At 37.8% G+C, this 13,935-nt stretch carries 12 protein-coding genes; 5 read left to right on the forward strand and 7 right to left on the reverse strand.

Annotated elements, in window-relative coordinates:
* Positions 1-350: hypothetical protein (locus tag FFO06_RS22060; protein WP_236097168.1), on the forward strand; the 350-nt coding region annotated here is incomplete at its 5' end.
* 23 nt (positions 351-373) lie between these two features.
* On the opposite strand, the gene FFO06_RS16360 is transcribed toward FFO06_RS22060, so the two are convergent.
* The 6 genes from FFO06_RS16360 to ctpB all read right to left on the reverse strand — a co-directional run bounded on the left by FFO06_RS16360 (position 374) and on the right by ctpB (position 7,430).
* The gene (locus FFO06_RS16360; protein WP_137908991.1) at positions 374-643 is read right to left on the reverse strand and encodes a prevent-host-death family protein; all 270 of its coding nucleotides are present in this window, start codon (positions 641-643) and stop codon (positions 374-376) included.
* A gap of 152 nt (positions 644-795) precedes the next feature.
* The gene (locus FFO06_RS16365; RefSeq protein WP_137908992.1) at positions 796-1,404 is read right to left on the reverse strand and encodes a Uma2 family endonuclease; all 609 of its coding nucleotides are present in this window, start codon (positions 1,402-1,404) and stop codon (positions 796-798) included.
* A gap of 72 nt (positions 1,405-1,476) precedes the next feature.
* Entirely contained in the window at positions 1,477-4,938 is a 3,462-nt protein-coding gene (locus FFO06_RS16370) for a helicase-related protein (RefSeq protein ID WP_137908993.1), read from the reverse strand.
* A gap of 340 nt (positions 4,939-5,278) precedes the next feature.
* The gene (locus FFO06_RS16375) at positions 5,279-5,440 is read right to left on the reverse strand and encodes a YqaE/Pmp3 family membrane protein (RefSeq protein ID WP_137909015.1); all 162 of its coding nucleotides are present in this window, start codon (positions 5,438-5,440) and stop codon (positions 5,279-5,281) included.
* A 95-nt stretch (positions 5,441-5,535) separates the two neighbouring features.
* Entirely contained in the window at positions 5,536-5,886 is a 351-nt protein-coding gene (locus FFO06_RS16380; protein WP_137908994.1) for a translation initiation factor, read from the reverse strand.
* Between the two features lie 209 nt (positions 5,887-6,095).
* Positions 6,096-7,430: a carboxyl-terminal processing protease CtpB gene (ctpB, locus tag FFO06_RS16385; RefSeq protein WP_137908995.1), complete on the reverse strand. Its 1,335-nt coding sequence runs from the start codon at positions 7,428-7,430 to the stop codon at positions 6,096-6,098.
* Between the two features lie 763 nt (positions 7,431-8,193).
* Here ctpB and FFO06_RS16390 point away from each other — a divergent pair.
* From FFO06_RS16390 to minE, 4 genes are all read left to right on the forward strand, one after another.
* Complete coding sequence (locus FFO06_RS16390) at positions 8,194-9,531, forward strand: four-carbon acid sugar kinase family protein (RefSeq protein ID WP_137908996.1); 1,338 nt, start codon at positions 8,194-8,196, stop codon at positions 9,529-9,531.
* A 211-nt stretch (positions 9,532-9,742) separates the two neighbouring features.
* The gene (gene minC / locus FFO06_RS16395; protein WP_370743901.1) at positions 9,743-10,810 is read left to right on the forward strand and encodes a septum site-determining protein MinC; all 1,068 of its coding nucleotides are present in this window, start codon (positions 9,743-9,745) and stop codon (positions 10,808-10,810) included.
* Between the two features lie 113 nt (positions 10,811-10,923).
* Positions 10,924-11,730 carry a septum site-determining protein MinD gene (gene minD, locus FFO06_RS16400; RefSeq protein ID WP_028084400.1) on the forward strand — a complete coding sequence of 269 codons (807 nt, stop codon included), beginning with the start codon at positions 10,924-10,926 and terminating at the stop codon, positions 11,728-11,730.
* A 38-nt stretch (positions 11,731-11,768) separates the two neighbouring features.
* Entirely contained in the window at positions 11,769-12,077 is a 309-nt protein-coding gene (gene minE / locus FFO06_RS16405; protein WP_137908998.1) for a cell division topological specificity factor MinE, read from the forward strand.
* 130 nt (positions 12,078-12,207) lie between these two features.
* Here the strand turns inward: minE and FFO06_RS16410 are convergent, their stop codons facing one another.
* Complete coding sequence (locus tag FFO06_RS16410; RefSeq protein ID WP_137908999.1) at positions 12,208-13,470, reverse strand: hypothetical protein; 1,263 nt, start codon at positions 13,468-13,470, stop codon at positions 12,208-12,210.
* Positions 13,471-13,935 lie beyond the last annotated feature (465 nt).

Raw genomic sequence — 13,935 nt, forward strand, 5'->3', positions numbered from 1 at the left:
TATCAGTTGTCTGTGAGTTAATCACATTTTATTTGTCAGAATCAGGATGTCCAGGATTTAAGGATTTACAGGATTGTTGTTTATCAGTTGTCTGTGAGTTAATCACATTTTATTTGTCAGAATCAGGATGTCCAGGATTAGAGGATTTACAGGATTGTTGTTTATCAGTTGTCTGTGAGTTAATCACATTTTATTTGTCAGAATCAGGATGTCCAGGATTTAAGGATTTACAGGATTGTTGTTTATCAGTTGTCTGTGAGTTAATCACATTTTATTTGTCAGAATCAGGTGGTTATCGAGCGACTTGTACTGAGCTTGTCGAAGTAAGTCGAGATAATGTCCAGGATTAGAGGATTTACAGGATTGTTGTTTATCAGTTGTCTGTGAGAGGAATATTAAACTGGTTTTTTAATGTTGCTAAGGCTTCCTCTGCTGGTATTCCTTGTCTTTGATTAAATTCATCTAATCCTTTACGAATACCTACTATTGCTTCCAAGTAATCAATTCTTTCTAATAGTTCTTGGTATGTACTTAGAGATGATTTTGGTGTAGTTTTGAGGGAGCGGAGAAAACCTAAAAGATCCTCTAGTAATTCTTTGGGACTATTATCAATTTCTTGTAACAGTAATTCTTTGATAGTCATGGTAGTTAATTGTTAAAGTTTCTGCTTTGATTATAGCAGGTTTCGCGTAACTTTTGACCTAATTTAAAACCAAGTTTTTTGGGTATCATCCTGTAAATCCTTAAATCTTGGGTATCCTGATTCTGACAATATCTTATAAATTATTACTCATTTTACTCGATGTTTTCCCAAAAATTAATCTTTCTATACAATTGCTTTAATGGTAATTTCACATTAATTGATGCCAAATGTAAAATAGCATCTTCTGTTTCATATTCAGTTAAAACCCATTGATTTTGATGATTTTTTACGTACTGCATTATATAATATTTAGTTTGGTCAATTAAAATATATTCTTTAAATTCAGGAATGGAACGATAATAGAGAAATTTATCTCCCTGATCATAATCTTTTGTAGATTTAGATAAAACTTCACCAATTAATAACGGGTTAGTAACTATAGTGGTGTTATTTCCATAATAAATAGGTTCACCTTCAATTACCATCACGTCAGGATAAGTAAATACTTGATATTTTGGTATCCACAGTTTAACATCACCAATATAGACTTCATAATCTAAATCATTTAAGGCTATATTCAAGCCAGTAGCTAAATTTAATGCTAATTTATTATGATTTGTTGTTCCACCAGTCATAGATATAATTTCTCCGTTTCTGTATTCATTTTTATGATCAGATTTTGCCTCTAGTTCTAAATATTCTTCTGGAGTATAGTAGGCTGTAACTGTTTTGATTTCTTGAGTAGTAATTTGTAGTTTCATAATCCTGTAAATCCTTTAATCTTGGACTTCCAGATCCCGGTTTTTTTTAAGAAGTCGGGGATCTAAGCACTCTTATATTATACCTTTTAAAAGGTCTTCTGCTTTTAACTGATAATGTTCTATTTTTACATAGGGTTGCCAATCTAATTTTACTGGGTCTTGAATAGTATGAACTTCTGGAGATAAAGCACAATTAAATACTACATATAACCAGTAATCCCTCTTTAATCTTGCTGCTGTTTTATATTCATTGGTTGTTAACGCCACTTCACCAAAATTTGCCCGTCCTTTGACTTCAATAAATCTGACTAAACTAGCTTTTAATGGATCTCCAGAATCAGGTTGACGGGATATCAAATCAAAGCCGCGATTTTCTTTTTCTACACTCATAACTTGCCAACCTCTGGCTGTTTCATATTCTATCACTGCTTGAATTGCTATTTTTTCAATTTCATCATCAGCTACCATTGGTGCGATTTCTGGAGAACTTCTTTCAGGATGGGGTAATACCCAAGCACGGCCATGATGATGAATATCGGTAATTGCACAACTGGCTTCTTGCTGCAATTCTTCCCGACGTTGTTCTAACCTCCCATTTAATTCAAATGATCGGTCATCTAATTGTTTCATTCTCCCATCTAAACCCTGTTCTTTATCACCAGATTCTTTCTGTTGCAATAATTCTCCATATTGAATCTGGATTTTATCAATAATTATAGTCAAACTGTTTTCTATATAATTAGAAATTGTCTCTATTTCCTTTTGTCGCTGAGTCCTAATTTCTGTTAAAAATCTATTTAACTCCTGTTCAATTAATGCTTGTTCTACCTGTTCTCGTCTGGGTAAATTACCATCATCTGGTAAATAATCAACTAAGTTATGATTATCTATATTTTCTCCATTTTTAATCGGAAAATCTGCTTTTTTTGCTGGTACTAAATCTAAAAATAAAGTTGGTTGGCGGACTGTCATTGTTCCATTTAACTCTGTCTGTACCACATATAAACGTTCATGGAGTTTTCTACCCCGTCCATCGGTAATAGCAGCCGAAAATACATCTAATCTCGCTGGTGATTTACTATGCAAATCTAAGAATATCGCACCCCGACGCAAATCTTCCTGTACCTGTGCAGAAACTTCATCCCGTACACATTCAAATAAGGGATGTCCTGGTGTGACCCATTCCAATGTCGGGTCATCTATTAAGATATTTTTATCAAAGGTAATCTTTTTATAGTCTCGTCCCAATTTACCAAAGCGGTTTTCTAACCTATCTCCTGTTCCCCATAGAGTCCGAGGAACACGCCCAATTCTATATATTTTCTTACCCTTAGCTGTTTCCTTGGGATGAATCCCCGCTATAGGTGCTGCTTGTACAAAGAAATCATGAATCACTTCAGGTACTAATCTCCGTTCCTTAGCTTCAGCAGATTTACCAATAATTTGTGATAAATTTAACTCCCGTTTCGCCAGTCCTTCCAGGGCTGAATCGCTAATTTTACGGAAATGCTCCGTATCTACCTGTTCCACAATCTGATTCATAATTACAGACTCAGTAAGATTATGAGCGTACATATCCCGCATCATCCGTTCTAACTGATTAGCAGGGAAAATATCACCCAGTACGTTAAATACTTTACCCGTCCTCTCTGGATCTAAATCTATCTCAATAGCGCGAATCCGTTCAAACAGTTTCCATAATACCTTGCCTTCGCTGGTGTTAAGAGCTACAAAGTTAAAAATCAAACAATCCTTATCCTGTCCATAGCGGTGAATCCGTCCCATGCGCTGCTCTAACCTGACAGGATTCCAGGGAATATCATAATTAATCATAAACCAGCAGAATTGTAAATTAATACCTTCCCCTGCGGCTTCTGTAGCTACTAAAACTTGACAATCTTCTCTAAATTCCCGTTCTGAATAAATCCGAGTATGGGGGGTATCTCTATCACCTATTTTCATCCCCCCATGAATTTGGGTGACAGTTAATCCCCATTCTCTTAATTTCCCAACTAAATAATCTAAGGTATCTTTATGCTCGGTAAAAATGAGCATTTTCATTTTCGGATCTTTAAATATTCCTTCTTGGGTAATTACTTCTTTCAGCTTGACTAATTTAGATTCAATTTCTCTCTTTTCTAATATCAGTGCTTGACTAATTAATTCATTAAGTTGCAAAATTTCTTTTTTTAAAGTAACAGGGTCAATAGAAGCAACTACACTTTCTAAATCACTGATAATTTTTTGCTGATCTGTTTCTGTTAATTCTTCAAAATCCTCTGGAAGTTTTTTATTAATTTGCTCTTGACGATAGCTTTCTGGGTCTTCTAAAATCCTCTGGCGTTTATCACGCATTCTTTCTAAACTTCGTCTGACAGCGTAAATACTAGAAGCAAAGCGACGTTGTAACATGGCCATTGTAAAACCTAAAGCCCTACCTCTGGCTGTATCATCACTAGCAGCTTTAACTGATTGGTCTTCTACATAATCAGTGAGTGCATGATAAAATTCTAATTCTTCTGCATCAATTTGAAATTCAATGGTGTCAACTTTACGGTTAGTGAATAGTTTTTTGACAATTCCTGTTTCTTCAGGGAATGTAACTAGAGCTTCTTTAGTTCGACGTAGGTAAAAAGGAGCATTATTCCGTTTCATTGCGTCCTCTAAACTGCTGACATCTCCATAAACATCTCGGTCTAATAATTCTAGAAATAAACAAAAGTTTTTCGGATCACCTTTATGGGGTGTAGCTGTCATTAATAAATAGTGGTCGGTAATTTTTCCCAGTTCTTCACCGAGTTTATAAGCCAAGGTTTTATTATCGGAACTATAGGCACTCATTTTATGAGCTTCGTCTACAATGATTAAATCCCAATTACTTCTTAATAAACTATCTTTTGCGTCCTCAATGCGCGAAACCCAAGATACAGAAGTGACAACTTGATTTTTTTCTTGCCAGGGATTAAAACCATAGTTAGCGCGGAGGACATCACCGCGTACAACTTCAAATTCTTCTCGAAATTTGTCTTTTAGTTCTCGTTGCCATTGAAATGTTAGGTTAGCAGGGGTAATAATCAGGGTGCGTTTAACTAATCCTCTAATTTTTAGTTCTTTAATTAATAATCCTGCCATAATGGTTTTCCCTGCTCCAGGATCATCAGCTAGTAAAAAACGAATGCGAGGCTGTTTTAAAAAATACTCATAAACCGCTTCTAATTGGTGTGGTAAGGGGTCTACACGAGCGATCGCTAATGCAAAATAGGGATCATACTCATAAGCTAATCCCAACCGCAAAGCTTCCACACCAAAGCGAAAATATTGGGCGTTACCATCAAAGGGTTCTTTTTCAGGTGAGGATTCTAACTTTTCCAACTGTTGAGCATTGAGAATTGCTTGATAAGTATGATTGGTATTAATTCCCGTCCCAATCAGTTTTATCGAATCACCCATTGGTACAACTACCAATACCTGTACAGGTTCGGGAAAGATTGAACCACGAACAATTACATTTGCTTTCAGTTGGTCTAGTTTCACACTGTCACCATCACTTTAGAATATGCCTTAATTTAAGGTATACAAATATAGGCAGAAATAATACGGTAAATAATCAGAAAAACCATTGTCATCTACCTAAAGTTAGATATTGATCAACAAGTAATTCTTGGGAGGAAACTGCCAACCACAAAAGCGTAAGTAGGTTGGCGTTAAAAATTGATAGTGAGGGAACTCTTAACTGGGAACTCTTAACTGGGAACTCTTAACTGGGAACAGGAAAGAGGTTTTGGGCAACTTTACTTTTCGTTACTTGTGTCGGTTTTTTTCCGTTCACCTATTTACTCTACCCACAGTAGAGATACACAATGAAACAGCTTCATTATTTCTTGGCAATTATCCAGACCGCGTGAACAATGCCAAGAATATAAAAACCAAAGATAGTCAAAAGTAAATTAATCCAAAAATCTAGACCAAAACCCACTTGTAAAAACACTCCCAAAGGTGGGAGAAAAATTGCCACTATAATTCTAATTACATCCATATTCATCAATACCTTTTGTGAATAGCTGACATTTCTAGAGTTAACATCACCGTCTGTCCGGATCATTCCTGAAAAGATACAGTAAACCGTACTCTTCAACCACCACTAATTTTAGCCTTGTAACCTAATTTTACCAAAATTTCTAAGATCTTCTGTTTATGGTCTCCCTGAACCTCAATTTCATGATCTTTAACCGTGCCACCGGTACCGCATTGGGCTTTTAACTGTTTTAATAAATTAGCCAAAGTTTCCGGTTTAGTTTGAAAACCAGTAATAACCGTGACAGTTTTCCCCTTCCGTCCAGCGCGAGTGGCTTGGATTCTTACATTTTGCTGATTTGGGGGTAAATCTTGGATTCCCCGCTCCAAAGCCCGTTCTAGTGGGGGTGAACTACCGTTACCAAATTCCTGGTAGACAAAGTTTTTGTCAGATTTAGGATTAGCCATAGATAGAATTTAATGCAGGAAAAATAAACTTTCATTCTCAACAATTTTAACCTAAGCGGTGGCAATTCAATATATCATTGCTGCATGATAGACTATATATAAGAGGATAAGAGAAAATAAACCACAAAGAAGTCGTGCCTTCATGGTTCATTACATTAGTTATTACCTAATTCTAACTGTCCCCCAAGGGTGGAATTAAAACTCAAATTTTAAAATTTCAAGTCTTCAGAACTGACACTAACAGATTGGGAATTTTGACTTTTCACAGTCTGTGCTAATTTGCCATTAGAGAGAGCAGCAATAGCACGAGCGTATTGGGGATCACTATTTGTAGCGATTAAACTCGGATTAGAAGCCAACTGGCGTTCTTGCGTTTGTGTTAAGTCTAGCTTGATATCAGGTGCAATCCCCTTATGGTTGATATCTGTACCATTGGGTGTATAATAATGGGCAATGGTGACGGCTAAACCTGAACCATCTTCTAGTTCATGGACTGACTGTACCAAAGCTTTACCAAAGGTTTGACTACCAACAATTACAGCCCGTTTGTTGTCTTTGAGAGCGCCGGTGAGAATTTCACTGGCACTAGCAGAATTACCATCTACTAAAATTGCTAAGGGTAGTTTAGTAATAGCTGTACCATTAGCTGTGGTTTGGGCGCTCGATCCTTTGCGGTCTACGGTTTTGACGATATGACCGTCATTTAGCCACATCCGGGCAATTTCTATACTCGCATTCAACAAACCACCGGGATTACCTCGTAGGTCTAAAACATAGGAATCAACTTGATCACTATTCCCTCTGCGAATAGCTGCACGCATTTGATCAGCTGCGTGGGAGCTAAATTCTTGTAAGCGAATATATCCAACCCGCCGATTCGCTTCTTGTTTGAGGGTATACCGAACAGTAGGAACTTCTATTGTTGCCCTTGTTAATTTAATTTTGAATTTGCTTCCTGGTCGTTCTAGCTCCAGGCTAACACTAGTACCTACTTGACCACGAATTAATTTTGAGCCATCTTCTACTGTCATTTTCAGGGTAGATTTACCATTAATGGCTAATATCTCATCCCCTGATCTTAGTCCGGCTTTAAAGGCTGGAGAATTGTCTATAGCCTCTATCACGGTGAGACGCTTGGTGTTTTCGTTTACTTGCATCCGAATACCAATCCCGGATACTTCCCCAGATGTTTGACTAGTTAGGGATTCATACTGTTGGGGGTTCATAAACCGAGTGTAGGGATCACCGAGCTTTTGCAAAGCTGCGCGGATTGCTACGTAGGCTTCATCTTTAGAAGTATAGTCTTTACTTAATAGGCTCTGCCTGATTGCTTGCCAATCTTGTTGATTAAATTTATCATCAACATATTCACGATTCACCAACTGCCAAACTTGGTCAACTAATGCTTTAGGACTATCTTGTAAAGCAGCATGAACTGATTTTGTCCAAGCTTGACCAAATACAGATATGGTAGCAGTTGTGGCGATCGCTCCACCAATCAAGGCAGCCTGGAGCGGTGAGTAATGTTTCGCAGATTGGTTCATGTATATTAGCGGAAATAGTTGTGTTTTTGAGGGTTTATTAATCAGAATTGCCTGATTTTTTGTGGTTTTTTATCCTAATAACCTTTATACTTCATCTATCTTGAGACCTTTTTTCCGTTATGGAATATTTTATTTGTTGGTTAGGCACTATTACAGGTTGAGTTGAACCGTTTTTTTACAAAAAAACAAAAGCCACCTTGTGACATTGACATAAGTGTCATTTATAAATTCTCAATTATCTTCTTTACCATACCATTTTCTTGCCTGAGTGGGTGTAATTTCTATTAACATAATCATTAAAGTTTTATTAATGATGTTTTATAAACTGATCATCAATTCTATTAATTCACCTTAGGTGTAAATCAATAAGATGTAACAATTATTACAAAGTTTACTTCTCCTTTGCCAAAAGACCAGATTTTGTTGTCCTGTGTATAATTCTCTTTTAAGAAGGATCATGAACTAAGATGATATCATTTTTTGAGTAGCTGAACATAAATATCATTCATTCCAGACTATGTAAGATATGCAAAAAACTCAGAAAACTGACAAAAGTTTGACATAGCTCCTCTTCCTTTCATGAGAGAGGATTCCTGAACGCTTCATTGGGTTGTGCTACCGAAGTAGTCTTAGCATCCCTCGACGTTCGTTTACAGTCTCCCAATGCCATAAGGCGACTATTCAAAATAGTACCACAATAATCGCCAAGCCGTCCTTCTAGGACGGGGCTTGTGTCTCATGTTTTTAGTCAACAACACAACTTATGAATAACAAACCCAAAATAATTGTCCTCGATGATGATCCTACCGGTTCCCAAACCGTCCACAGTTGTTTACTATTGATGCGTTGGGACGTGGAAACCCTGGGTTTAGGATTAAAAGACGATGCCCCCATTTTCTTTATTTTAACCAATACTCGTTCCCTCACCCCGGAAGCAGCTGCAGCTGTGACTAGAGAAGTTTGTCATCATCTCAAACTGGCATTAGCAGCCGAAAAAATCGCCGATTTTCTGGTAGTTAGTCGTTCTGACTCCACTTTGCGGGGACATTATCCCATAGAAACCGATGTGATTGCCGAAGAATTAGGTCCATTTGATGCTCATTTTCTCGTCCCGGCATTTTTTGAAGGGGGAAGAATTACCCGAGACAGCATTCATTATTTAATGATTGATGGTGTTCCCACTCCCGTACATGAAACAGAATTTGCCCGTGATTCTGTCTTCAGTTACAATTATAGCTATCTTCCTAAGTATGTAGAAGAAAAAACCAAAGGACAGATCAAAGAAGATACTGTCAACAGATTTTTACTTACAGATATCCGCGCTGGTAGTTTAGAACGCTTGTTACAATTGGAGAACAATCAGTGTGGTGTAGTAGACGGAGAAAATCAACAGGATCTGAACACCTTTGCACTAGATGTATTAACGGCCGCAAGTCAGGGAAAACGATTTTTATTCCGTTCTGCTGCTAGTATTTTAACAGCTTTGGCTGCTTTACCCCCTCAACCAATTGCCGCTGAAAATATGGCAGAATATGTGCGCGGTGACAAACCTGGTGCCATCATTGTCGGTTCTCACGTTAAAAAGACAACTCAACAGTTAGAATCGTTATTACAACTGGAGGGAACGGTAGGCATAGAAGTTAATGTGGGTAGATTGCTTGATCATGGGGTAGAGGAATCTGCTAAACTGCTAAGGGAGATTCTAGAAAATGTCAAAACAGTACATAATGCTGGTAAAACTCCAGTAGTTTACACTAGCCGTCAAGAATTAACTTTTAAAGATGTCAAAACTAGGTTAGATTTTGGCAGCACGGTTTCAGCTTTACTCATGGATATTGTCCAAGGTTTACCATCTGATATAGGATTCCTAATCAGTAAGGGGGGTATTACTTCAAATGATGTCTTGAGTAAAGGGCTGGCTTTAACTTCGGCTAGGTTACTTGGTCAAATTTTAGCAGGTTGTTCAATGGTAATCACACCATCTGATCATCCCCTGTTTCCTAATTTGCCAGTGGTGTTGTTTCCCGGTAATGTTGGTAATGCTGATGCTTTGGGGACGGTTTATCAAAGATTAGTATGTAAATTGACAATTAACAGTTGACAATTATCAATTTCAAATCTCACTGTTAGTATATTTTGGCTAGTGCTGCATGAATTCTAATTCTGCTAAACCTGATGCAATCAACTCTGAAGTTCTTAAGTCGGAGTCAATTGATCCTGAGGTTGATATAGAGGTGAATAATTCTAATTCAGGTGAGGTAAATACAGATGATGCTAAAGCTGATGCTAAAGATGATGCTAAAGCTGATGCAATAAACTCGGAAGTTCCTAAGTCAGAGTCACATATCGGCCATGAGGTTGATATAGAGGTGAATAATTCTAATTCTGGGGGGGTAAATACAGATTCTACTGATCAGGTAGAATCTAATTCTATACCCTCCAATCTGGAGTTAAACCCTGTTATTGCCTATTTTAAAGATAATTCTGCTAAAGATAATTCTGCTGCTGAAAATATGGCTAGGTCTGGTAGTCTATCAGAATCTCATATTCCTAATCTGATGGCAGAAGGTTATATTTTATCTGATTTCACAGATGAGGATTTAAATTACCAGCTACAAAAGGCAGAACAAAATACTCAAGTTCAGTTAAAAACTCAAGGAGAGCGACTGTTATTAATTTTGCCCACTGAATCTCAAGTACCACCATCAGAATTTAGTTGGTGGGAGATATGGCAACAAATGAAACAGCGTTTGAATGCAGGCGATCGCTTACGTAAGCCGAACACAGCCCTGCATCTGGTAGCTAAAGATCGGTTATTAGATAACAGACAACTGCAAGATTTGGCAGAAACTTTAAATACATATCAAATACAACTAAAATCCGTAGCCACCAGTCGGAGACAAACGGCGATCGCTGCTTGTACCCTTGGTTATTCCGTAGAACAAATCCAACTAGAAACATCCCCGACCGCCGATTTTCAAACTACCCCCGCCCCACTGGCAGATGCTCTTTATTTGCAAATGACAGTCAGATCAGGTGTGGAAATTCGCCATGGCGGGACAGTGATTATTTTGGGAGATATCAACCCCAGTGGCATCATAATTGCAGATGGAGATATTCTAGTTTGGGGTCGGTTGCGGGGAGTTGCCCATGCTGGAGCTGGTGGTAATCGGGAATCTCTGATCATGGCCTTGCAAATGGAACCAACCCAATTGCGAATTGCCGATGCAGTCGCCAGAGCGCCAGAAAAGTCCTCAACTAACTTCCTGCCTGAAGTTGCACATATTACCAGCGAAGGAATTCGCATTGTTAAAGCCGCTGATTTTTCCCGCAGCCAATTAAATAGTCGGACGCGATTAATTACACAAAATCTGATCTAAAATTCTTGACTAGGCAAGAATCACAAATGTAATTAATTCCGTCAGGTGACTTAATTAGAATCAATGAATAGCCGGAAATATTTTATTGTTCCTGAATCTTATACAGCATTACCATGAGTCGCATTATTGTCATTACCTCCGGTAAAGGAGGAGTGGGTAAAACCACAGTTTCAGCTAATTTGGGGATGGCCTTAGCCAAAATAGGCAAGCAAGTAGCCTTAATTGATGCGGATTTTGGTCTGAGAAATTTAGATTTACTACTAGGATTAGAAAATCGCATTGTTTATACAGCTGTGGAGGTCTTAGCTAGAGAATGTCGTCTAGAACAAGCTTTGGTAAAAGATAAGCGACAACCTAATTTGGTACTCCTACCAGCAGCCCAACATCGCAATAAAGAAGCAGTGACACCTGACCAAATGAAGTTACTGGTAAATGCACTGTCACAAAAGTATGAGTATGTAATCATTGACTGTCCAGCCGGAATTGAAATGGGGTTTAAAAATGCTACCGCCCCAGCCAAGGAAGCTCTTATTGTCACCACTCCCGAAATTTCCGCTGTCCGTGATGCTGACCGTGTAGTGGGATTATTAGAAGCACAAGGCGTGAAAAAGATTAACTTAATAGTTAACCGAATTAGACCAGCAATGGTACAAGCAAATGATATGATGTCTGTACAGGATGTTCAAGAACTTCTCGCTATCCCCATAATAGGAGTAATCCCCGATGATGAGCGTGTGATTGTCTCTACCAACCGTGGCGAACCCTTAGTATTATCAGATACGCCATCTTTAGCCGCCACAGCTTTTGAGAACATTGCTCGGAGATTGCAAGGGGAAACTGTCGAATTTCTTGAGCTTGACTCATCTAGTAAAAACATCTTTTCCCGCTTGAGAAAGATGTTTTGGTCAAAACTTGTTTAATTAACTTCCCAGTTTCTTGTGCCTTACACATACCAGCAATGATTCTTGAAATTTTAGAAAAACTTTTTGTTCGTAGTCCCGATAACAGTCGCAATGACGTTAAACGTCGTCTGCAATTTGTTATCTCCCATGACCGTGCTGACTTAAACCCCCAAACCTTAGAAAAAATGCGTCAGGAAATCCTGGAAATCGTTTGTCGCTATGTGGAAATAGAAACAGACGGTTTGGAGTTTTCCCTAGAAAGCAATCAACGGACAACCGCTTTAATCGCTAATTTACCAATCCGTCGGGTTAAGGAAGCTCTCGATGAAAACCAGTTAGAAAACACTGATATTTTACTTTTATAGTTTGTTGTTTGTCCAGAAAATAGCCTTACTTGTGACGCGACTATTAAAGAACTTATTCAATTGGTATCAAGATTACCCGTTGTTTTTAGTTGTTACGGTTGACAACGGGTATGGATTAGTGATTAATCTCTTATCGAGACGCAACCTGTGGATCAGCCCAAATTTTAGCACTTTCACCAAAAGTTATCGGCTGATCTTCCTCTGCTGACATATCTACGGTTTTACCATCATTAGCCACTTGCACCAAAGGCCAATTTTCTTCCCCTAGTTCACCAGCACGAAATAAGACATTGTTAGGCTGCTTTTTACTCCAACCTAACAAGATGGCTATTTTTTCGTGGTCATCTTCTGATTGCACAGGATTAACTACATTGATATTATTTTGTTGACGATTCCAAATTACAGCCTGATCTGTAGCATCTGCTGTGTTGAAAACAGCCACAAATTTACGTGCTAGAAAGCGATCGCCTTTTTCAGACCAGCTAACAGGCACTAACACCCCAATTTTACCATCATTATCAGCTTCTTCAGACAAACTGGCCTCTTTATTTAATAGAGGATCAATCTCCTTATCGGTTGATGTCATCACCCGCAACCTCTTAGTTTGTCTATCTTCCATAAACAACACGCTCTTAACTCGGCTATTGTGCATTTCCGGCTTTACTTCCATTTGCACCCGGCTATAAATCGCATATTTGCCATCAGGAGAAACTACAGGTAGACTGCGATAATAACGGACACCAGAAAGACCTTTGCCACCAATCGCTTCCTGGGTTGACATAATCCATTGCCAAGGTATGGGATGGGGGCTACCTATAGGATCATTTTGTGTCATTTCTGACTCATTTTTCTCTTCAATTACAGGTATTTCGCCGGTTTCAGGTGGTTGGAATTTATTCTCCTCAGGTATAACCGTTGATGTTGCTGATGTTGCTAATACTTCTGATTCAGAACCCTGATTCTCTAGAGAATTAAATTCAGCTTCTTCCTTTCTGTTTTTTAATTTTTGACTTAAATTAACTTGATTAACAGATATTTGTTCTTGATATTCTACAACATCAACTGATGGTGCAGTTTCCTTAACAAGATTATTCTCGACTCGATGATTCTCTGTTTTTGCCTCGGTTATCACCTTATTGGTTGATAATGACTGTATTCCTTCCCCAATAGATATTTTTCCCGTCTGAGAATTGACTTGAGCAAATTGTAAATTTATTTTCCCATTGGCTTCAGATTTGTCGTTTTCTAAATTGGTATTTGCTACTTGGGATTGTTTAGCTAAAGTAGCGTGAAGAGACATTCCTACAAAGGGTGAAATTACTATACTAATAGCAATGTACTTGATATATGGTTTAACACGGAACCATCCTAACACCAAAAGTGATTTAAGCATGATGAGACTCTCTAGAGGCAGTTGCTAAGTGCGGGCAGTATTTATACAGGAATGGTAAAAGCTATAACTATATATATCAATAAAGCAAAAGCTTTTACAGGATAATTTAGGCAAATGTTACAAGGCTTTACAAAAGTTTTAGTGTCACTATTAACCTCTCATAATTTTTACATAATATACATAAGGACAAGGACGTTATTAAAATTAACAGTAAATTACATCTGTTAATAAATACGGTCATTGCTGTCACTTCCAGTAACATCCATATTCAACTTAACTTGAATATAGAGATAGAGATTTTTACAGTGATCATCATTAAGTTTTGATTTGACTAAATGGTATTCAAAATAACCTTAGTTCAAACTAGTCTAAAATAGCTTGTTTTGTATATAGCTTGCTGTAATAGTCAAACCTTTATACAAATAAAATTCATCTATTTTTGGCAAATTTAAACCAACTGATGCA

Source organism: Dolichospermum planctonicum (assembly GCF_005402965.1).
In the GTDB taxonomy this organism is placed as follows: Bacteria; Cyanobacteriota; Cyanobacteriia; order Cyanobacteriales; family Nostocaceae; genus Dolichospermum; species Dolichospermum planctonicum.

Bases quoted from the DNA above. Each gene is read 5' to 3' on its own strand.
- FFO06_RS16360 (WP_137908991.1), bottom strand. From the start codon at position 643: ATGACTATCAAAGAATTACTGTTACAAGAAATTGATAATAGTCCCAAA.
- FFO06_RS16365 (WP_137908992.1), bottom strand. From the start codon at position 1,404: ATGAAACTACAAATTACTACTCAAGAAATCAAAACAGTTACAGCCTAC.
- FFO06_RS16375 (WP_137909015.1), bottom strand. From the start codon at position 5,440: ATGGATGTAATTAGAATTATAGTGGCAATTTTTCTCCCACCTTTGGGA.
- FFO06_RS16380 (WP_137908994.1), bottom strand. From the start codon at position 5,886: ATGGCTAATCCTAAATCTGACAAAAACTTTGTCTACCAGGAATTTGGT.
- ctpB (WP_137908995.1), bottom strand. From the start codon at position 7,430: ATGAACCAATCTGCGAAACATTACTCACCGCTCCAGGCTGCCTTGATT.
- FFO06_RS16390 (WP_137908996.1), top strand. From the start codon at position 8,194: ATGAATAACAAACCCAAAATAATTGTCCTCGATGATGATCCTACCGGT.
- minD (WP_028084400.1), top strand. From the start codon at position 10,924: ATGAGTCGCATTATTGTCATTACCTCCGGTAAAGGAGGAGTGGGTAAA.
- minE (WP_137908998.1), top strand. From the start codon at position 11,769: ATGATTCTTGAAATTTTAGAAAAACTTTTTGTTCGTAGTCCCGATAAC.
- FFO06_RS16410 (WP_137908999.1), bottom strand. From the start codon at position 13,470: ATGCTTAAATCACTTTTGGTGTTAGGATGGTTCCGTGTTAAACCATAT.